General features: G+C 69.5%; 18 protein-coding genes. 10 read left to right on the plus strand and 8 right to left on the minus strand.

Annotation, left to right across the window (positions count from 1 at the left end; all coding sequences use genetic code 11):
* Positions 1-301: 301 nt before the first annotated feature.
* The gene (locus JIG36_RS31300; RefSeq protein ID WP_203380005.1) at positions 302-676 is read left to right on the plus strand and encodes a DUF732 domain-containing protein; all 375 of its coding nucleotides are present in this window, start codon (positions 302-304) and stop codon (positions 674-676) included.
* A 229-nt stretch (positions 677-905) separates the two neighbouring features.
* On the opposite strand, the gene JIG36_RS31305 is transcribed toward JIG36_RS31300, so the two are convergent.
* Together JIG36_RS31305 and ppdK are read right to left on the minus strand one after the other, a co-directional pair.
* Complete coding sequence (locus tag JIG36_RS31305) at positions 906-1316, minus strand: VOC family protein (protein WP_203380006.1); 411 nt, start codon at positions 1314-1316, stop codon at positions 906-908.
* Between the two features lie 199 nt (positions 1317-1515).
* Entirely contained in the window at positions 1516-4206 is a 2691-nt protein-coding gene (gene ppdK / locus JIG36_RS31310; protein ID WP_203380007.1) for a pyruvate, phosphate dikinase, read from the minus strand.
* 190 nt (positions 4207-4396) lie between these two features.
* Between ppdK and JIG36_RS31315 the strand changes: the two genes are divergently transcribed.
* Both JIG36_RS31315 and JIG36_RS31320 read left to right on the plus strand, forming a co-directional pair.
* On the plus strand, positions 4397-4864 hold the full coding sequence (locus tag JIG36_RS31315) for a hypothetical protein (RefSeq protein WP_307872984.1): 468 nt from the start codon (positions 4397-4399) through the stop codon (positions 4862-4864).
* Positions 4864-5973: an MAB_1171c family putative transporter gene (locus JIG36_RS31320; protein WP_203380008.1), complete on the plus strand. Its 1110-nt coding sequence runs from the start codon at positions 4864-4866 to the stop codon at positions 5971-5973. Before JIG36_RS31315 ends, JIG36_RS31320 begins: the two co-directional genes overlap by 1 nt.
* Here JIG36_RS31320 and JIG36_RS31325 read toward each other — a convergent pair.
* Positions 5921-6316, minus strand: coding sequence for a helix-turn-helix domain-containing protein (locus JIG36_RS31325; RefSeq protein ID WP_203380009.1), 396 nt, complete (start codon positions 6314-6316; stop codon positions 5921-5923). The two genes, JIG36_RS31320 and JIG36_RS31325, sit on opposite strands and share 53 nt — an antisense overlap.
* Before the next feature lie 234 nt (positions 6317-6550).
* Here JIG36_RS31325 and JIG36_RS31330 point away from each other — a divergent pair, with 234 nt between their 5' ends.
* Positions 6551-7753: a cytochrome P450 gene (locus JIG36_RS31330; RefSeq protein ID WP_203380010.1), complete on the plus strand. Its 1203-nt coding sequence runs from the start codon at positions 6551-6553 to the stop codon at positions 7751-7753.
* 103 nt (positions 7754-7856) lie between these two features.
* Here the strand turns inward: JIG36_RS31330 and JIG36_RS31335 are convergent, their stop codons facing one another.
* Positions 7857-8537 (minus strand): hypothetical protein, encoded by a 681-nt coding sequence (locus JIG36_RS31335; protein WP_203380011.1) that lies wholly within the window; start codon positions 8535-8537, stop codon positions 7857-7859.
* A gap of 119 nt (positions 8538-8656) precedes the next feature.
* Here JIG36_RS31335 and JIG36_RS31340 point away from each other — a divergent pair, with 119 nt between their 5' ends.
* From JIG36_RS31340 to JIG36_RS31355, 4 genes are read left to right on the plus strand one after another with little or no spacing between them, the layout of a single operon-like run.
* Positions 8657-10105 (plus strand): FAD-linked oxidase C-terminal domain-containing protein, encoded by a 1449-nt coding sequence (locus JIG36_RS31340; RefSeq protein WP_203380012.1) that lies wholly within the window; start codon positions 8657-8659, stop codon positions 10103-10105.
* Complete coding sequence (locus tag JIG36_RS31345; protein ID WP_203380013.1) at positions 10105-11223, plus strand: FAD-binding oxidoreductase; 1119 nt, start codon at positions 10105-10107, stop codon at positions 11221-11223. Before JIG36_RS31340 ends, JIG36_RS31345 begins: the two co-directional genes overlap by 1 nt.
* Complete coding sequence (locus JIG36_RS31350) at positions 11223-12620, plus strand: (Fe-S)-binding protein (protein ID WP_203380014.1); 1398 nt, start codon at positions 11223-11225, stop codon at positions 12618-12620. Before JIG36_RS31345 ends, JIG36_RS31350 begins: the two co-directional genes overlap by 1 nt.
* Entirely contained in the window at positions 12589-13080 is a 492-nt protein-coding gene (locus JIG36_RS31355; RefSeq protein ID WP_203380015.1) for a tetratricopeptide repeat protein, read from the plus strand. Before JIG36_RS31350 ends, JIG36_RS31355 begins: the two co-directional genes overlap by 32 nt.
* A gap of 29 nt (positions 13081-13109) precedes the next feature.
* Here JIG36_RS31355 and JIG36_RS31360 read toward each other — a convergent pair whose 3' ends face one another.
* Positions 13110-13484 (minus strand): VOC family protein, encoded by a 375-nt coding sequence (locus JIG36_RS31360; protein ID WP_438870776.1) that lies wholly within the window; start codon positions 13482-13484, stop codon positions 13110-13112.
* Positions 13485-13509: 25 nt separating this feature from the next.
* On the opposite strand from JIG36_RS31360, the gene JIG36_RS31365 reads away from it, so the two are divergent.
* Positions 13510-13968: a nitroreductase/quinone reductase family protein gene (locus tag JIG36_RS31365; protein WP_236048567.1), complete on the plus strand. Its 459-nt coding sequence runs from the start codon at positions 13510-13512 to the stop codon at positions 13966-13968.
* A 166-nt stretch (positions 13969-14134) separates the two neighbouring features.
* On the opposite strand, the gene JIG36_RS31370 is transcribed toward JIG36_RS31365, so the two are convergent.
* Positions 14135-15025, minus strand: coding sequence for a nuclease-related domain-containing protein (locus tag JIG36_RS31370; RefSeq protein WP_203380017.1), 891 nt, complete (start codon positions 15023-15025; stop codon positions 14135-14137).
* 349 nt (positions 15026-15374) lie between these two features.
* Entirely contained in the window at positions 15375-17558 is a 2184-nt protein-coding gene (locus tag JIG36_RS31375) for a rhamnogalacturonan lyase family protein (RefSeq protein ID WP_203380018.1), read from the minus strand.
* A gap of 298 nt (positions 17559-17856) precedes the next feature.
* Here JIG36_RS31375 and JIG36_RS31380 point away from each other — a divergent pair, with 298 nt between their 5' ends.
* Complete coding sequence (locus tag JIG36_RS31380; protein ID WP_236048568.1) at positions 17857-19047, plus strand: cellulose binding domain-containing protein; 1191 nt, start codon at positions 17857-17859, stop codon at positions 19045-19047.
* Between the two features lie 36 nt (positions 19048-19083).
* Here the strand turns inward: JIG36_RS31380 and JIG36_RS31385 are convergent, their stop codons facing one another.
* Positions 19084-19371 (minus strand): hypothetical protein, encoded by a 288-nt coding sequence (locus JIG36_RS31385; protein WP_203380020.1) that lies wholly within the window; start codon positions 19369-19371, stop codon positions 19084-19086.
* Positions 19372-19456 lie beyond the last annotated feature (85 nt).

Raw genomic sequence — 19456 nt, forward strand, 5'->3', positions numbered from 1 at the left:
CGAAGCGCACACAAGACGGCAAACGCGCATCCCACCCGCCACGCGCACAAACACGCAAGCGAAGCGAGCAGCCACCGCGCACGCCCGACACGCGAAGCGCACACAAGACGGCAAACGCGCATCCCACGAGGCACGCGAACGAACGCGCGAGCGAAGCGGGCAGTCGCGGCGCGCGCCGGATGAGTGGGAGGGTGACCGCTTGGCCGGAAAAGATGGCTGGGGGGCTGTTTCGGGTGTGGCGGAAGGCCCGTACCGTGCTCGCGGTAAAGATGGGGAAGATCGAAACGTAGGGGGACGCAACGTGGGGGCACGTCTTGTCGTGACGGGCACCGTTCTGGTGGCACTGGCGGGCCTGGGGTCGCTCAGCGCCTGCTCGGACGACGAAACGCCGAAAACACCGGCGGCCGTCGAGGACACCGCGGGCGACCTGCCGAAGGGGGACGAGGCGACCTATCTCAAGGCGCTGCGGGCGCTGGACGCCAACCTGGTGGCGGACGAGAAGACCGCGGTCGACAACGGTTACAACCTGTGCCGGGACGCGGTCAACGGCATGACCGTGGCCGAGCAGCTGAACGACGCGATCAACCTGTTCCAGGTCGACGCGACCAAGGGGCAGCGGATCCTGGCCATCGCGACCACCAACCTGTGCCAGACCCCGGCCTCGGCCGGAAGCTGACGGGCACGAACGCTGCCGGGCCGGGCCATGTCACATGGCAAGGCCCGCCCGGAAGCTGACCGCCGCGAACAAGCAAAGTCGCGACCAACGGCCCGGCCAGAAGCGAACACCGCCGGGCCGGGAGACAAGCGCCAGCCCGACCGGCGGCAAACCGAACAAGCGCACGCCCGCCGGGAGCAGATGCTGCCGGGCGGGTGCGTGTGCGAACGCGCCCGGCAGCGTCGTGCTGTTACTGGGGCGCGACCACGTCGACCATCCACGGGACGCCGAACTTGTCGACGAGCTGACCGTAGAGGTCGCCCCACATCTGCTTCTCGAACGGCATCTGCACCACGCCGCCGTCGGCCAGCTTTTCCCAGACCTCTTCCAGGCCCTCGCCGGGGTCGCCGCTGAGGCTGACCGTCATCGTGTCGCCGGGGTTGTAGGTCATGCCGGGCGCCGTGTCGGACGCCATCAGCAGGTAGCCCTTGTCGGTGGTCAGCATCGCGTGCATGACCTTGTCGGCCAGCGCCGGGTCGGGCGCGCCGAACTCGCCGAACGTGTTGATTTTGAGCTCGCCGCCGAAGACCGAGTGGTAGAACTCCATGGCCTCGCGGGCGTTGCCGTTGAACGTCAGGTAGGGGTTGAGCTGAGACGCCATCACAGACTCCATCGGCTGGAAGGAACGTAAAGCGGCTGGAAGGAACGTAAAGCGGCTGCACGGAACGTAGAGCGGCTGGAAGGAACGTAGAGCGGCTGGTCGGAAGAACGTAGAACACGCTAGACCTCCCCACCGACAAAAAACCGCCGTCCGAGTGACCAGCACCCGGACGGCGACAGAGCAGCAAATGCGCAAACGGTCAACGGTGGTCGGATCCGGCGGACTCCACGGCCGCCCGCCCGGCCTCGAGCCGCGCGATCGGCACCCGGAACGGCGAGCACGACACATAGTCGAGCCCGACCTCGTGGAAGAAGTGCACCGACTCCGGGTCACCGCCGTGCTCGCCGCACACGCCGAGCTTGAGACCGGGCCGCTGCGCCCGTCCCTCCTCGGCCGCGATCCGCACCAGCCGACCCACGCCGTCACGGTCGATCGACTCGAACGGCGAGATGCCGAAGATGCCCAGCTCGAGGTAGCGCCAGAAGAACGCGCCCTCGACGTCGTCGCGGGAGAAGCCCCACGCCATCTGGGTCAGGTCGTTGGTGCCGAACGAGAAGAACTCGGCCGCCTCGGCGATCTGCCCGGCGGTCAGCGCCGCCCGCGGCACCTCGATCATCGTGCCGATCAGCACCTCGACCCCGGAGTCGGCGACCACCTCGGCGATGATTTTCTCGGCCTCGGCGCGTACGGTCTCGAGCTCCTGCACCGCACCGACCAGCGGCACCATGATCTCGGGGCGGGGCCGGCCCCCTTCGGCGGCGAGGGCGACCGCGGCCTCGGCGATCGCCCGCACCTGCATGGCGAACAGACCGGGAATGACCAGACCCAGCCGTACGCCCCGGAGGCCGAGCATCGGGTTCGACTCGTGCATGCGCCGCACGGCCGCCAGCATCCGCTCGTCCCGCTCGGTCTGCTCGCCCGACGAGCCCCGCGCCTTGGCCACCGCCACCTGCACCGCCAGCTCCTCGAGGGAGGGCAGGAACTCGTGCAGCGGCGGGTCGATCAGCCGTACGGTCACCGGCAGCCCGTTCATCTCGCGGAAGATGTCGAGGAAGTCGGCCCGTTGCAACGGCTGCAGGGCGGCCAGGGCGTCGTCACGCTCGGCCTTGTTGTGGGCCAGGATCAGCCGCTCGACCAGTTCGCGGCGGTCGCCCAGGAACATGTGCTCGGTGCGGCACAGCCCGATCCCCCGCGCCCCGAACCGGCGGGCGCGGGCGGCGTCGGGGCCGGTGTCGGCGTTCGTACGGACGTGCAGCGACGCGCGGGAATCGGCGTGTGTCATGAGCTGGTGCACGGCGGCGACCAGCGGGTCGTTGGCCTGGGCCGGGTCGAGGTCGCCTTCGAAGTACTGGACGACCTCGGACGGACGTACGGGAACCTCACCGAGATAGACGCGGCCGGTCGTACCGTCGATCGAGATCAGGTCGCCCTCGTGCACCACCGTGCCGTGGACGGTGAACTGGTCGCGGCCCACCTCGACCTCGTCGGCGCCGCAGACACATGTCTTGCCCATGCCGCGGGCCACCACGGCCGCATGCGAGGTCTTGCCGCCGCGCGAGGTCAGGATGCCCTGCGCCGCGATCATCCCGGGCAGGTCGTCCGGGTTCGTCTCCCGCCGTACAAGAATCACCTGCTCGCCCTCGGCGGCCCGGGCAACCGCATCGGCCGAGGTGAAGACCACGCGACCGTAGGCGGCGCCGGGCGACGCACCCACCCCACGGGTGAGCGCAGCGGGGTCGGAGGAGAGGTCGAACCGCGGGAACATCAGCTGCGCGAGCTGCGCCCCCGAGACCCGGGTGACCGCCTCGTCGAGGTCGATCATGCCCTCGTCGATCAGCTGCGCGGCGATCGTGAAGGCGGCCGCCGCCGTACGCTTGCCGACGCGTGTCTGCAGCATCCACAGCTTGCCGCGTTCGATGGTGAACTCGATGTCGCACAGGTCGTGGTAGTGCCCCTCGAGCGTGGCCATGATCTGCAGCAGCTCGTCGTACGACTTCTTGTCGATCTTCTCGAGGTCGGCCAGCGGCAGCGTGTTGCGGATGCCGGCCACCACGTCCTCGCCCTGCGCGTTCTGCAGGTAGTCACCGTAGATGCCGCTCTCGCCGGTGGCCGGGTCGCGGGTGAAGGCGACGCCGGTGCCCGAGTCGGGGCCGAGGTTGCCGAAGACCATGGCGACCACGTTGACCGCCGTGCCGAGGTCGGCCGGAATACGTTCCTGGCGGCGGTAGAGAACGGCCCGGTCCGCGTTCCACGACTTGAAGACGGCCTCGATCGCGAGGTCGAGCTGCTGACGCGGATCCTGCGGGAAGTCGTGCCCGACGTGCTTCACGAAGACCTTTTTGTACGCCGCCACGAGCTCCTTGAGGTCGGCCGCGTCGAGCTGCACGTCGTCCTTGACGCCCTTGGCCACCTTCGCCTTGTGCAGCGCGTCCTCGAATTCCTCGCCGGGCACGTCGCAGACGGTCTTGCCGAACATCTGGATGAGGCGGCGGTACGAGTCCCACGCGAAGCGGTCGTTGCCCCCGGCCTGGCGCGACAGCCCCGCGACGGACTCGTCGTTGAGCCCCACGTTGAGAACGGTCTCCATCATCCCGGGCATCGAGAACTTGGCCCCGGACCGTACGGAAACCAGCAGTGGATCGGCCGGGTCACCGAGCTGCTTGCCCATCGTCTCCTCGAGCGCGGCCAGATGCTGGTCGATCTCGGTGTCGAGACCGTCGACGTGCGCGCCCTCGGCCAGGAAACGCTGGCACGCCTCGGTCGTGATCGTGAAGCCGGCCGGGACCGGCAGGCCGAGATTGGTCATCTCCGCGAGATTGGCGCCCTTGCCCCCGAGAAGGTCTTTGAGATCCTTGTTTCCCTCGGCGAAGTCGTAGACGAACTTCTCCATCGCCAGCCACCTCCGGTTATGAATCCTCGGTCTAACTGGTTCCTGCCCCAAGGTTCGTAAGGCTAAGCAGAGAATGGCCGAATAGTTAACAGCCCGGTGGGGTATTCCACACGGGTTCGACACCCCCTGTTCGGTAAGCGCTTTCTCCGCGCAGTTCCGCGCAGCGAAACGGACGGGTACCGTGTCCGCGGTGGAGGGATTGCGGCGGCGGTGCGAGGCGAGACTGCGCGGCATCCGTGTGCCCGACCCCTTCGACCTCGACCAGTTCTGTGACGAGGTCGCCGCGCGCCGGGGCCGCCCGCTGATCCGTCAGCCCATCCCCGGGCTGAGCGCCGAGGCGCCCTGCGGGCTGTGGATCGGCACCGACCGGGCCGACCACGTCTTCTTCGACCCGGGCACGTCGCCGCTGCACGCCGAGCACATCGTGCTGCACGAGCTCTCGCACATCCTCTGCGGACACTCCGGAGCCGACGCGGCGATCGGCCGGCTCTTCCCCGACCTCGACCCCGACGCCGTACGGCGCGTGCTGGGCCGGGCCGGCTACACCGACGCGCAGGAGCGGGAGGCCGAGATGATGGCCTCGCTGATCCGGGGCGGCTCGTCCCGCCGGCCCCGCACCGCGCTCGGCCGGGTGACGGACGCGCTCGGCCTCACCTGATGATCGTTTCCGCCGTCCTGCTCGCGTTTCTCTGGGGCCTGGCGGTGACGCGGCTGCCCGGCATCTGGCGTGACCGGCCGCAGCGCGCGATCACCGCGGCCGTGATCGCGCTGGCGATCTCGCGGACCGCGGCCTACCCGCCGGTCGCGGCCGAACTCGAGGTGCTGCGGGCAGGCGCCGTGCAGCATCTGTCGGCCATGATCGCCGCCTACTTCCTGCTCCGCTTCGTCCTGCTGGTCGCGCACCGCGGCCTCCGGTGGCACCTGGCCTCGGCCGCCGCCGTGCTGGCCCTCCTTCTCGTGGCCGCGGCCGCGGTCTTCGTCGCCCCGGGCCTGCCGGCAGGCGAGCTGACCCCGGGCGCGGTCGCCTACTGGGTCGCGCTCGATCTCTATGTCGGCGTCGCGCTGGCCGCCTCGGCCCGGTTCTTCTGGGCGATCGGGGCCGAGGTGCCGGCCCGCTGGTCACGATGGGCGCTGCGCACGCTGGCGACCGGGGCCGGGCTGCTTGCGCTGGACGCGTTCTTCCGGGCCGTGGTGATGGTGATCCTGGGCGCGGGCGTCACCCTGGACCTGGCCGCGATCGACCCGCCGGCCATGTTCGTGCAGGCGGCGAGCGCGCTGCTGATGGTCGTGGGCGGATCGGTCACGGCCTTCCCCCGGGCGCGGGCGGCCCTGGCGGCCTACCGGTCGCTGCTGGCCCTGCGGCCGCTGTGGAAGGCGATGCGGGACGCGTTCCCCGCGATCATCCTCTTCTCGCCGCGCCGGGCGATCGTCGAGCTGGCCGGGGTCGACGACGTGCACCTGCGGCTCTACCGACGGGTGATCGAGATCCGGGACGGGATGATGGCGCTGCGCGGCTACCTGCCCGAGAACGCCGGGGCCGGCGGCCCGGTGGCGGAGGCGGAACGGATCGCCGGGGCGCTGCGACGGCGGGCCGAAGGGGTCGAGCCGGCCGACCACACCGGCGGCTGGGCTCCGGTCGGCCCGGAGATGGCGGACGAGGTCGCGTGGTTGAGCGCGGTCAGTCAGGCGTACCGGAAGCTCGCGAAACGGCCCGTCAGCTCTCCGCCCCGCGCTCGGACTCCCAGACCTTCCGGATCAGCTCGCTGATCATGTCTCGCCCCCGGGGCGAGACGTCGGCCGCGCGCAGGGCGATCTCGGTGACCCCGGCGTCGCGGATCGTCTTCAGCAACTGAAGTTGATCGTCGATGCGGCGGGTCTGCTCGTCGTCGATGAAATAGGCCACCGGGACGCCGAAATAGGTGGCGAGGGCGGTCAGATGCGTGACCGTCGGATTGTCGCGCCGGCCGGTGCGCAGCTGCCAGATGTACGTGTGCGAGATGGCCACGCCCTGGCCGGCCCGGATCGCCTCGGACACGGCCATGTAACTGGGTTCCGGCTTGTGCTGCTTGAACAGCCGGTCCAGCTTTTCCGCGATGGGGAAGGCGCCCACCCACGCCCCCTCCCCCGACGGGTCACCACAGCCGCGCGAGCGCCATGAGCAGGAACGCGAGGAACGCGTCCATGCACATCCCCCGATGTAGGCGCCATCAACTGTGGTTTATGGAACTCGGAGAGCCTAAAACATGAAACGCCGCGGCTCAAGTCCGAAGTTGAGCACTACTGGTAATTGATCTGTCACATCCGGTCAATTCATGCCGGGGCCTGCAGCTTGTATGGTCAAGTTGTGGCGGACATTGTGGAAAGTCGCGAGGTTTCGGCACTTCTGAGGGAGCTCACCACCGCGGCTGGGCGCGAGGATCCTTACGGCCACTACATGCGTCTGCGCGAGATCGGCGCGGTCGTCCGGGCCGACGACGGCACCCTGATCGTCACACGGTTCGCCGAGTGCGCGGCGGTCGCGCGGGACCACAAACTCGGCAAGATGCCGGTCGAGCTGCTGGCCCACGCCGGGCTGGCCGACTGGGCCGAGCACCCGGCGCTCTACGGCTATTTCACGAGCCTGCTCGGCATCAACCCGCCCGACCACACGCGCCTGCGGCGGCTGGTCAGCTCGAGCTTCACGGCCCGCCGGGTGCAGGCGTTACGGCCCGCGACCGAGCGGATGGTCGACGACCTGATCGACGCGATGGGCGACTCCTGCGACTTCGTGCCGGCGTTCGCGTTCCCGCTGCCCTGCAACGTGATCAGCGAGCTGCTGGGCATCCCGCCGGAGGATCGGGCCCAGTTCCAGCACCTGGTGTCGGACTGGTCGGCCGTGCTCGACGACATCACGCCCGAGGTGCTCTCGAAGGCCAATCCGGCGGCTAAGGCCGTACGGGAATATCTCGCCGCTCTCGCCACCGAGCGGCGCCGGCGGCCCCGGGAAGACCTGATGAGCGCCCTGGTCGGCCACGAGGAGGCGGGCGACCGGCTCACCGAGGACGAGCTGCTGACGATGGCCGGGCTGCTGTTCGCGGCCGGCTTCGAGACCACCACCAACCTGCTCTCCAACGGGCTGGTGGCGCTGCTGGGGCATCCGGAGCAGCTGCCCGACATGATCGGGGACCCGGCCTCGGCGGTGCAGGAGCTGCTGCGCTACGACTCGCCGGTGCAGAACATCGACCGGACCGCGCTGGAACCGACCACGATCGCCGGGGTGCATTTTGAGCCCGGTGACCGGATCGTGGCGTACACGGGCTCGGCCAACCGTGATCCGCGTCGCTTCACCGACCCCGACCGGCTCGACCTGCGGCGGCCCGACAACGCGTCGCTGTCGTTCGGCGGGGGCATGCATTACTGCCTGGGTGCGCCGATGGCCCGGCTCGAGGCGGAGCTCGCTTTTCCCCGGCTCTTCGAACGGATGCCCGGCCTGCACCTCAGGGATGGGGCCAGGCGGCGCGAGAGCCTGACAATCAGGGGGTTCGATGTCTTGCCGGTGGGTTCATAACCCTCGAAAGTAAGACGCCGCTGCGAATTCCACGGGGGAAGAACTCGCAACGGCGCACTGGGAACATTAGACGACGGCGGGCCGTCGTGTCTATCCCACCCGGCTAGCTGACTCGCTGAACCACGCTGCCGACCAACCTCTGCCAGTCCGCGTCGAAGTTCGGCGAGGGGCTCGAGTTGTTCAGGCGATAGATCGCGTACGTGTCCACGAGCACGACATTCCTGCTGTTCAGGATGGCTACGGCGATGTCCGCGGTGCCCGGGTGCTTCGGCTCGTACTTCTTGTGCCGCACCACCACGAAGCCCTTCCATCCCGACTCGTCGAGTGTCTTGATCTCGACGGTTTCGGTGTACGCGGGTTCGGACTTCTCGTCGTTGACGGTGGCCGGCACCTCCTGGTTGGCCTGGCAGCCGTCCGCGACCGCCCGCAGGGCCGTCAGCGCGGCCGTGGCCAAGGTCTCGTTGCCGTAGACGAGCGCGGTCTGATCGAGCGTCTGCGCGCCCTTCTGGCCCTCGTCCACGAAGGACGACGCCACGACCTCGCCGCCGGGCGGCACGCTGGGTGGGGTCGTGGTGCCGCCGCAGATGCTCACCAGCTGGTCGGGGTCGGCGCTCTGCTCCGGCGCGGCCCAGGTCGGCCCGATCTCACCGGCCTGGAGCAGCGCGCCGCGCATGGTGGTGACGGCGATGTTCCCGGTCGGTTCCGGGGCCGGGTCGTCGTCGCCGGAACACCCGGCCACCAGCAGGAGGGCGCAGGCCCCGGTCACCACAGCGCGAACGAACATCGGGCCATAATCCCAGACCGGCCGCCGGGGTCGAGGGCGGCGCCGCAACTACTACGGGACCGATCGACAGCATCGCGCTGAGTGAGCACTCGGGTTAGGTTGTCGGGAAGGAGGCCCCCATGCCCGACATCGACGCCCTCGCCCGGCGCCTGCGGTCCGAGCTGGGCCCCGCGCAGGTCATCACCGACCGGCAGGAGCTACGGACGTACGAATGTGACGGCCTCGCCCACTACAAGGTCGTCCCGGCCGTGGTCGCCTTGCCGCACACCGCGGCCCAGGTCGCGGCCGTGGTCCGGGCCTGCGCCGAGGCCGGGGTCCCGTTCGTCGCCCGGGGCAGCGGCACCGGGCTCTCCGGCGGCGCCCTCCCCCACGCCGAGGGCGTGCTGATCGTCACCGCCCAGATGCGCCGGATCGTCGAGGTCGCCCCGGCCGACGAGCGCGCGGTCGTCGAGCCCGGCGTGATCAACCTGCAGGTCACGCGGGCCGCCACCCCGCACGGCTACTACTACGCGCCCGACCCGTCGAGCCAGCAGATCTGCTCGATCGGCGGCAACGTGGCCGAGAACTCGGGCGGCGCCCACTGCCTGAAATACGGCTTCACCACCAACCACGTGACCGGGTTGCAGATCGTCACGCCCGACGGCGACCTGGTGCGCCTCGGTGGCCGGGCGCCCGACCCGCCGGGTTACGACCTGATCGGCGCGTTTGTCGGGTCGGAGGGGACGCTCGGGATCGCCACCGAGGTCACCGTGAAGCTGACCCGGCTCCCCGAGACGGTCCGGACGCTGCTGGCCGCCTTCGGAAGCATCGACCAGGCCGGGGCCGCCACCTCGGCGATCATCGGGGCGGGGGTGGTGCCGGCCGCCATCGAGATGATGGACGCGCTGGCCATCGAGGCCGCCGAGGCCGCGGTCGCCTGCGGCTATCCGCCCGGCGCGGCGGCGGTGCTGATCGTCGAGCTGGACGGGCCCGGGGCCGAGGTCGAGGCCCAGTTCGAGCAGGTCACCGGGCTGTGCGAGGGAAACGGCGCGTTCGAGATCCGGATCGCGGCCGACGACGCCGAGCGGGCGCTGTTCTGGAAGGGCCGCAAGTCGGCGTTCGCCGCGGTGGGGCGGATCAGCCCCGACTACATCGTGCAGGACGGGGTCATCCCGCGGACGGCGCTGCCCGAGGTGCTGCGGCGCATCTCGGAGGTGGCGAGCGAGCACGGCGTACGGGTGGCCAACGTCTTCCACGCCGGGGACGGCAACCTGCACCCGCTCGTGCTGTTCGACGCTCACGTCGAGGGTGAGGCCGAGCGGGCCGAGACGGTGTCGGGGGCGATCATCGACCTGTGCATCGAGTACGGCGGGTCGATCACCGGCGAGCACGGCGTGGGCATGGACAAGGCGAAGTACATGCCGCGGATGTTCGGCGCCGACGACCTCGACACGATGCAGCTGGTGCGGTGCGCGTTCGACCCGGCGATGCTGTCGAACCCCGGCAAGATCTTTCCGACGCCACGGTTGTGCGGCGAGAAGCCCGGCTCCGGCCTCCACCAGCGCTTCCCCGGGGTCGAGGTCTTCTGATGGGCGCCCTGGAGGAACTGACCCGCCCGGCGACCGGCGACGATCACGTCGGCGGCGTGCCGGCCCGTCTCGTGGGGGCGCCCGCGTCGACCGAGGAGGCGGCCGCTCTGGTGGCCGCCGCGCGGGACCTGACCGTGGTGGTGCGCGGCGGCGGCACGAAGCTGCACTGGGGGCCCGCCCCGCGCGCGCTCGACCTGATCATCGACACGCGGCGGCTGACCGGGATGGTCGAGCACGCCGCGGGTGACCTGATCACGGTGCTGCGGGCCGGCACGCCCCTCGACGACCTCGCGCTCGGCGACCAGCAGCTAGCCCTCGACGCGCCCGAGGGGGCGACCGTCGGCGGCACGGTCGCGACCGGGGCCAGCGGGCCGCGCCGCATGCACTACGGCACGGCTCGCGACCTGCTGATCGGCATCACCGTGGTGCGGTCCGACGGCACGGTCACGAAGGCCGGCGGCAAGGTCGTCAAGAACGTGGCCGGCTATGACCTGGGCAAGCTCTACACCGGCTCGTACGGGACCCTGGGGTTGATCACCGAGTGCGTGTTCCGCCTGCATCCACGGCCGGCGGCCCACGCTTACGTCCGGTCGACCGCCCCGGCGCAGGCGGTGCCGGCGATCCTGGCCGCTCAGGTGGCGCCCACGGCGATCGAGGTCGACTCGGCCACGGGGGAACTGGCCGTGCTGGTCGAGGGCACCCCTACCGGCGTACGGGAAAGGTCGGCTCTGCTCGAGAAGCTGCTCGCCGGCGAGGTCAGCGAGAAGCCGCCGAGCTGGTGGGGCCGGCCGCCGTGGCCCGAGGACGGGATCGGGATGAAGCTCTCGGTGCCGCTGTCGCAGGTGCCCGCGCTGATCGAGACCGGTTCGGCCGTGCGCGGGTCGGCCGGGGCCGGGGTGCTCTATGCCGCGGCGCGCGACATCACCGAGGTCGAACGGCTGCGGGCGTTGTGCGTGCGGGGCGGCGGGCATGCGGTCGTGCTGACAGCGCCCGCGTCCGTACGCGACATCCTGGACATGTGGGGACCCGTCCCGGGTCTGGCGTTGATGCGGCGGATCAAGGACCAGTTCGATCCCGGGCACCGGTTCGCTCCCGGCCGATTCGTGGGAGGCATCTGATGGTCGACGCGACGTGGGGCACCGGGGAGCCGCCGGAAGATGTCCTCCGGATGGCCGGTCAGGCTTTCGACGAATTCCACCCACCGCGCGCCGATCTGATCGCTGACTGTGTGCACTGCGGTTTCTGCCTGCCGACCTGCCCGACCTATTCGCTGTGGGGAAACGAGGCCGATTCGCCGCGCGGGCGCATCTATCTGATGAACGAGGGCATCACCGGCGAACCGATGAGCGAGTCGATGGTGGAGCATTTCGACGCATGCCTGGGCTGCATGTCGTGCGTGACCGCCTGCCCGTCCGGCGTGAAATACGACCGGCTCATCGAGGACACCCGCGCCCAGGTCGAGCGGCGGTTCACGCGCGGGCGCGGCGATGCGCTTCTGCGGAAGGCGATCTTCGCGGTGTTCCCCTATCCGCGGCGACTTCGCCTGCTTCGGGGACCCCTGCGGGCGTACCAGGGAACGGGTTTGCAGAAACTCGTGAAACGCAGCGGATTGCTCGACCGTCTCGGGCCCACCCTGGCGACGCTGGAATCGCTCGCGCCCCGGCTGCGCAAGGTTCCCCCGCCCCCACGACGGGTTCTCGCGCGCGGCACCCGACGGGCGGTAGTGGGCATGCTGACCGGGTGCGTGCAGGGCGCTTTCTTCCCCGAGGTCAATTCCGCCACCGTACGCATCCTGGCCGCGGAAGGCTGCGAAGTGCTGATTCCGCCCGGCCAGGGATGCTGCGGCGCCCTGAGTGTCCACAACGGCCGCCGGGAGGAGGCGGCCCATTTCGCGCGCCGCCTGATCGACACATTCGCCCGCACCGGCATGGACTATTTTGTGGTCAACGCGGCCGGTTGCGGTTCGTCGCTCAAGGAATACGGCGAACTGCTCGCCGACGACCCCGACTATGCCTCGCGGGCGGCGGATTTCTCGGCCAAGGTACGCGATCTGGCCGAACTGCTGGACGAACTGGGCCCGGTCGCGCCCCGCCACCCGCTGCCGATGACGGTCGCCTATCACGACGCCTGCCACCTCGCCCACGCCCAGGGGATCCGGACCCAGCCGCGCGCCCTGCTCAAAGGAATTCCCGGCCTTTCCCTGCGCGAGATCGCCGACCCGGAACTGTGCTGCGGTTCGGCCGGCATCTGGAACATCCTGAACCCGGTGCCGGCGGCCGAACTGGGCGACCGTAAGGCCCGCAACGTGCTCGCCACCGGCGCCGACCTGCTGGTGACGGCCAACCCGGGGTGCATGATGCAGGTCGCCGCCTCGCTGCAACGGCAGGGCGGCACGGCCATGGCGATGGCCCACACGGCCCAGGTGCTGGACGCCTCAATCCGCGGGCCTGTCGCGGTTGGCGATCTCCTGACACGCTGGGGCCGTGGAATCCATCCAGGCGGTGCTGCGGCGTAGGCGGGGGGCCACCTTCGTCGGCCGCGGTGACGAGCTGACCCGGTTCCGGGCCAACTTCGGCTGGTCCGCCGACGACGAGCGCCGGGCGTTCATCTTCACCGTGCACGGCGAGGGCGGCGTCGGAAAGTCCACATTGCTGGAACGCTGGCGCCAGTTCACCGAAGCCCGGCCCGACCTCGATCAGGCCGTACGTCCCAACCCGGAATCGGGCTGGGTGATCAGCATCCGCGGGGCTGTGCTGCGTAACCTCGAACGCCACGACGAAGCGCTGACCGACCTGACCCGGGCGATCGAACTCGACCCCGGAGCGGCCACCCACGTGGTCGGGCGGGCCATGGCGGAACGGGAACTGGGCCGTACGGAGCAAGCCTCAGCCGACCTCACCCGGGCGGCCACCTTGGACCCGACGCTGACCTGGCCCTACGGCGACCGGCAGCTGCACACCTCGGCCGACCGCTGAGCGGCCGTCATTCTGCGAACGGCCGAAGACTAGAGGCCGCGTTCAGAGGTGCTGCGCTCGACGCAGAACTCGTTGCCCTCCGGGTCCTGCATGGTGACCCAGCCCAGGCCGTCCGACGTGCGGTGGTCTTCGAAGAGCTTGGCGCCCAGGGCCGTCAACCGGTCGACCTCCTCGTCGCGGGTGCGCTCGTCGGGCATCCAGTCGAAGTGGACCCGGTTCTTGGCGGTCTTGGCCTCGGGCACACGAATGAACAGCAGACCGGGCACCGGCGTGGGCGCCTCGATCAGCACCTCGTCGTCGCCGGGCTTGTCGTCGTCGCCCAAGGGCCAGCCGGTCACCGCACTCCAGAAGCGGGCCAGCTCGTACGGCTCGGCGCTGTCGACCGTCACGTGTCGCAAAATCATGAGCAAAACCTTAGAGGGGTGCGGGATGACGTTCGACTCGAAGCGCGGAACCTACGGTGCTCGGCAGCCCAAGGGATGGTTCCTGCGGCTCGGCAACAAGATCATGAGCGGGCGGGTCCGGAAGAACGCCCGCATGATGGGCTTCAACGTGCTCGTCCTGCATACCGTCGGCCGGCGCAGCGGCGTGGAGCGCACCCACCCGGTCGGCTGGTTCGCCGAGCCCGGCGGCGGCCGGCTGATCGTCGCCTCGGCCAACGGCGCCGCCGACAACCCGGCCTGGTACTACAACCTGGCCGCCCACCCCGACGTACGCATCGAGGTGGGCGGCCGCACCGAGGAGGTCACCGCCGAGCAGCTGCACGGCGACGACCGCGAGCGGGCCTGGCAGCTGATCCTGAAGGAGGCGCCCCGGTTCGCCCAGTACGCCACGAAGACCGACCGCGAGATGCCGATCATCCGCCTGACCGGATCCCGCGGGCTGTAGCGGGGACCTCGGACTCAGCAAAGCCTCGGTTACACGTTGCTTGGAGCCGAGGCTTCACGGCGTCCAACGAGGTCTTCCGCCGCGGCGGCCGCTGCAGAACCGACGGCGAGAAGTGTCGATCCCCGCGCCGCACCTTCAAGATGTGAGGATTCAGATCGGGAGGCGGCTACTGCTCCCATGTCGTGGATCGGCGGCAGACCTCGAAGAGTTTGTCGACCGTGCTCGCTTGGTACCGCACGGGCCGACTCGCAAGCCACTCTGCCACCTGGTCAACCCGCAACACGATGACACCTCGGGGGCATCCGCGCACGACAGTGGGAGCATTCACGATGGAAAGCATCGGCGTGACCGGCAACTGCACTGAGCAAGCAGCGGTCAAGAGACGGGACGCGCGTATTGCCTCATCCTGCGCGACCTCGGCATACCGCGTGCGGCGTCCGCCTAGGAACACGGCGGCATCGGTAGCCGTGACGAGTTCCTGATGATTCTTGCTATTGATAACGAAGACGCCGGGAGGCCCTATTGCCAGGTGGTCGATGTCTCGACCGCGTTCCCCGATGGGGATGCTGTGCAAGGCATACCATCTGCCTGGCGCAATTCTGTCGAACAGGCCGGGGTTGGTCAGCTTCGCCAACTGACGCGCGGTCTTGACCTCGCCAGCTGCTCCGACGCGCCAACCGCGCTCATCGCTCTTTGTGCCGAGCACCCGACTCGCGAGGCTGCGGAGCGGTTGAGCGTGGCGGTAAGCGTCCGCGACCTCGGCGGCGGATTGGCCAGGTCGATTCTGTGCGAGATCTTTCCACGGGCGAGGGCTGGCCGAGTCCGGAGCTTCCCCGGGGGCATGGGCAGGCGGTTCGGCGACGGGGTCGAGTTCATCAGGGTGAGCAGTCTTCCAAGCCGTGATCGCTTCCAGGAACTCGTTCAGACGCGCCGAAGGGACGTTGCAAGCTCGACCGGTTTTGAGATCGTAGAACCCGAGTTTTGTGCCGTCTTCCTCCACTGTCACGTACAGCCGCCGGTGGCCGTACCGTGCCCAAAGTTCCGCCGTTGCAGCCATCTGTCACTTCCTCGCGAGGCTCAACATCACGCCAGTCAATGTCAGCTGTAGGCCTCATCTTAGAGTGATCGAGACGTAACAATAAGTATCTGCTGCTGGCTGGCCTTGTCCACGGGTTCGGCAGGTGCAACGCGGCACGAGGGGTGCTGCGGTCAAATGACTGGTCAGGTACTAACCAGGTTCGGCGCAGAAACGGCTGACTTTGTTGCCGGGCCAACCGGGCCCGCGCCGCTGGCGAAGCAGTTCCGCACTGATGCCGGAGAGCCCGAAGCGAGCGCATCGGGCTGTGGACGCGCTGCTTCGGGCTCTCCGGCCTCCCCGGCCAGGGACGGCCCCGGCCATGGTTGAACTACGAAATGGCGAACGAGGGGTGCGGCGGCTGGTTGTAGGCCGTGTTCTGCCAGGCGATGGCCTCGCGGTACTGGATGTCGTGCATCAGCGTCACCACCCGGCGGTCGGTCGTGATGGGCGTCGAGTAGATCCGCAGGGCCGTGTTGTCCGTGGTCGGCCAGATGACCTCCTCGCGCCAGTCGCCCAGCAGGTCGGCGCTCAGCGACGGCGTTGCCTTGGTGCCGTTGTTCGAATGCACGCCCGATGCCGTCAGCAGCCGGGTGTCGGCCGACGTTCCGTACTTGTCGATCCGCGTCTGGTCGAGCAACTCCCGCTGCGCGTCGCCGTCCCACCAGATCACGAAGTTGGTCGAGCTCGGCTTGCGTGAGGCCACCACGGAACCGGAGGGCCCCCGTACGCCGTCGACCGCCGACGACCACGACTCGGCGCCCGGGCTTCCGGACCAGATGTCGGCCGACACGCCGCGTCCGTTGTCCCCGTTCGCCGGGGTGGACCACAGGATCTGTCCCGTACGGGCGTCCGCGAACCACGACGACGGCTTGCTGGAGTCCTCGTCGACCTTGAAGACCTCCAAGCCCGTACGGGACGGGTCGAGGTCTCCGACGTGCAGCGTGTCGCCGTGTCCGTAGCCCGTGTTCCACAGCTTCGCGCCGTTGTCGTCGATGGCGAGCGAGCCGTACACGATCTCGTCCTTGCCGTCCCGGTCGACGTCGGCCACCGCGAGCTGGTGGTTACCCTGCCCGGCGGTGCCGCTGTTGGTCGAGCTGTTGCTGTCGAAGGTCCAGCGCCGGGTCAGCGTGCCGTTGCGGAAGTCCCAGGCCACGACCACCGTACGGGTGTAGTAACCGCGCGCCATGATCAGGCTGGGGCGGCTGCCGTCGAGGTAGGCGGTGCCGGCCAGGAAGCGGTCGACCCGGTTCCCGTACGAGTCGCCCCAGCTCGACACGGTGCCGCGCGGAGGCACGTAGTCCACGGTGGACAACGCCGCCCCCGTACGGCCGTCGAACATCGTCAGATACTCCGGACCGCTCAGCACATATCCCGACGAGTTGCGGTAGTCGGCGCTGGAGCTCCCGATCACCTGGCCCGTGCCGGAGACGGTCGCGTCGGCCGTCTTCATGGCGATCTCGGCGTCACCGTCGCCGTCGTAGTCGTACACCTGGAACTGGGTGTAATGCGCCCCGGCCCGGATGTTGCGCCCGAGGTTGATGCGCCAGAGCCGGGTGCCGTCGAGTTTGTAACCGTCCACGTAGACCGGGTCGGTGACGCCCGACTGCGAGTTGTCCTTCGAGTTGAGCGGATCCCACTTGAGCACCAGGTCGAGCTTCCCGTCACCGTCGAGATCGCCCGTGCTGGCGTCGTTGGCGGCGTACAGGGAGCTGTTGGGGTTCTGGATCGGGACGTCGAGGTAGCCGTTGGCGAAGGTGAGCGACGGGCCCTCGGCGGCTTGTTCCACACCCCCGAGCACGGCCCGTACGGTGTATGAGGCGTTCGCGGCGGCGCCGGAGTCCAGGTAGTTGGTGGACGTCGTGATCGGCGACGCGTTGAGCTTGGTGGTGCCGCGGTAGACGTTGAAGCCGATGCCGGACGGGTCGGTGGCCAGCCAGCGCCAGCTGACCAGGTTGGCCGAACCGGAGCGGACGCTGATCACGCCGCGGTCGAGGCGTTCCCGCTGCTTGCCGTCGGCCGGGGCCGTCGTCGTGGGCGGGGTCGTCGTCGGTGGGGTCGTGGTGGGCGGCGTTGTCGTCGGTGGGGTGGTCGAGGGCGGGGGCGTGGTCGGCTGGGTCGTTCCCGTGCAGGCGACGCCGTTGAGTGTGAACGTGCTCGGCGTGCCGATCTCGCCGTTCGCGTTGAAGCCGAAGCTCGTCGTGCCGTTGGTGGCTATTGAAGCGTTCCAACCGGCGTCGCGTACGGACACCGACGCCCCGGACTGGGTCACCGACCCGTTCCACAGCTGGGTGATCGTCTGGCTGCCCGGGAAGGTGAAGCCGAGCGTCCAGCCGTTCACCGGGTCGCCGAGGTTGGTGACTTCCACATTGGCGCCGAAGCCGCCAGGCCAGGAGCTCGCTATCGAGTAGCGCACCTGGCAGCCGGCGGCCGCATCGGCCCGGGCGGCGACCAGGATGCCCGCACCGACGGTGGCGACGGCGAGGACGGCCGCGATCTTGCCTCTTCTGGCCACAGGGGGTCCTTAGATCGAGATACGTGGATGGGAGCGTTCCCAGGGTGACGCGTTTCAGGCGGACGGTCAAGGTTGGATTGGGAGCGCTCCCATGTCATCATGCGGAAATCCACCGTTATCAATCACCCCCCAAGAGGTGCCCATGCTCCGCCCCCGAGTGCCTTCCCCGGACCCCCTTCGGCCGTCCTCCCCGCGCCGGCCCCGGCTGCCCCTGCTGCGCCGGCTCGGCGTTTCCTCCCCGCCTCACCTTCAGGGGTCCGTCCCGCCCGACCTTCACGCGTCCTCCCCGCGTCGGCCCTTGATCCGCGGTTTCCGCCTTCCGGCCCTGCGCCGGCCGCGCGACACCTCCTACCGCCGGCCCGGCAAGCCTTCCCCGCGTCGGCTGGCCGCGCTGGCTGCCGTGACTGCCGTCGTCTCCACCGCCGTGATCACCGTGGCCGGTCCGGCTGAGGCGGCGGCCGGATGCCAGGTCCGCTACACCGTGTCGAGCTCGTGGCCCGGCGGCTTCGGCGCGGCCGTCGACATCACCAACCTCGGCGACCCGGTCAGCTCGTGGACCCTCACCTTCGGCTTCGCGGCCGGCCAGACGATCACGCAGCTGTGGAACGGGTCGGTCAGCCAGTCCGGGGCGTCGGTGACCGTACGCAATGCCGCCTGGAACGGCTCCCTGGCCACCGGCGGCACCGCGTCGTTCGGCTTCAACGGCTCGTGGACCGGCAGCAACCCCGCCCCGGCGTCGTTCGCCCTGAACGGGGTCGCCTGCACCGGCGGGACCGTCCCGACAACACCCCCGACAACGCCTCCGACGACTCCGCCCACGACGCCGCCGACGACCCCTCCGACCACACCCCCGACGACGCCTCCCACCACGCCGCCGACCGGCTCACCCGTCAAGATCATGGCGCTGGGTGACTCGATCACGGGCTCGCCGGGCTGCTGGCGCGCCCTGCTCTGGCAGAAACTCCCCGCCGCCAAGGTCGACTTCGTGGGCACGCTCCCCGGCCAGGGCTGCGGCTTCCCCTACGACGGCGAGAACGAGGGCCACGGCGGCTTCCTGGCCACGTCGGTCGCCGCTCAGGACCAGCTGGTCGGCTGGCTGGCCGCCACCAAGCCGGACGCCGTGATGATGCACTTCGGCACGAACGACGTCTGGAGCAACTTCCCACCCGAGACGATCCTGGCCGCGTTCACCAAGCTGGTCGGTCAGATGCGCGCCTCCAACCCGACCATGAAGATCCTGGTCGCCCAGATCATCCCGATGAACGCCTCCAACTGCGCCGACTGCGCCCAGCGGGTCATCAACCTGAACGCCGCCATCCCAGCCTGGGCGGCCGGCCTCACCACAGCCGCGTCCCCCATCAAGGTCGTAGACCAGTGGACCGGTTTCGTCCCCGCAACCGACACCTACGACGGCGTACACCCCAACGACAACGGCAACGTGAAGATCGCCAACGCCTGGTACCCGTACGTCAGCGCCCTGCTCAACTGACCGGTGCGGCCCGCCACGCCGGTGGCGGGCCGGCCATCAACAGGTCAGCCGGCATAGACCAGCGCCACCGAGAGGGCGACGAAACTCGGCCACCACGATGACCCACGCGGTGATCGTGCCGAGCCAGACGCCCGTTCGCGCCGGCGGGTGGGCCAGCGCGGTCAGGCCCGCGCTGACGGCCAGGCCGAGCAGCAGCGCGGGAAACACGATCCCCACGCCGGCCATGAAGAAGATCTGGCGGTCGTTGTCGCACGTGGGCGGGGCGCAGCTCGGCTTGGTCAGCGCGAAGACGCCGTACGCGAAACCGAAAACCAACCACCACATCGCCGCGGACGCCAACGCCCGGCCCCGCACCCGCCGGATGTAGAGCCGCGGCTGGAGGCTCAGCGACGTGAGTTCGCGGCGCCGG

The organism is Paractinoplanes ovalisporus (assembly GCF_016834655.1).
GTDB lineage: Bacteria > Actinomycetota > Actinomycetes > Mycobacteriales > Micromonosporaceae > Actinoplanes > Actinoplanes ovalisporus.

Bases quoted from the DNA above. Each gene is read 5' to 3' on its own strand.
- JIG36_RS31320 (WP_203380008.1), top strand. From the start codon at position 4,864: ATGATCGTTTCCGCCGTCCTGCTCGCGTTTCTCTGGGGCCTGGCGGTG.
- JIG36_RS31385 (WP_203380020.1), bottom strand. From the start codon at position 19,371: ATGTGGTGGTTGGTTTTCGGTTTCGCGTACGGCGTCTTCGCGCTGACC.
- JIG36_RS31340 (WP_203380012.1), top strand. From the start codon at position 8,657: ATGCCCGACATCGACGCCCTCGCCCGGCGCCTGCGGTCCGAGCTGGGC.
- ppdK (WP_203380007.1), bottom strand. From the start codon at position 4,206: ATGGAGAAGTTCGTCTACGACTTCGCCGAGGGAAACAAGGATCTCAAA.
- JIG36_RS31305 (WP_203380006.1), bottom strand. From the start codon at position 1,316: ATGGCGTCTCAGCTCAACCCCTACCTGACGTTCAACGGCAACGCCCGC.
- JIG36_RS31350 (WP_203380014.1), top strand. From the start codon at position 11,223: ATGGTCGACGCGACGTGGGGCACCGGGGAGCCGCCGGAAGATGTCCTC.
- JIG36_RS31335 (WP_203380011.1), bottom strand. From the start codon at position 8,537: ATGTTCGTTCGCGCTGTGGTGACCGGGGCCTGCGCCCTCCTGCTGGTG.
- JIG36_RS31360 (WP_438870776.1), bottom strand. From the start codon at position 13,484: ATGATTTTGCGACACGTGACGGTCGACAGCGCCGAGCCGTACGAGCTG.
- JIG36_RS31345 (WP_203380013.1), top strand. From the start codon at position 10,105: ATGGGCGCCCTGGAGGAACTGACCCGCCCGGCGACCGGCGACGATCAC.
- JIG36_RS31370 (WP_203380017.1), bottom strand. From the start codon at position 15,025: ATGGCTGCAACGGCGGAACTTTGGGCACGGTACGGCCACCGGCGGCTG.
- JIG36_RS31365 (WP_236048567.1), top strand. From the start codon at position 13,510: ATGACGTTCGACTCGAAGCGCGGAACCTACGGTGCTCGGCAGCCCAAG.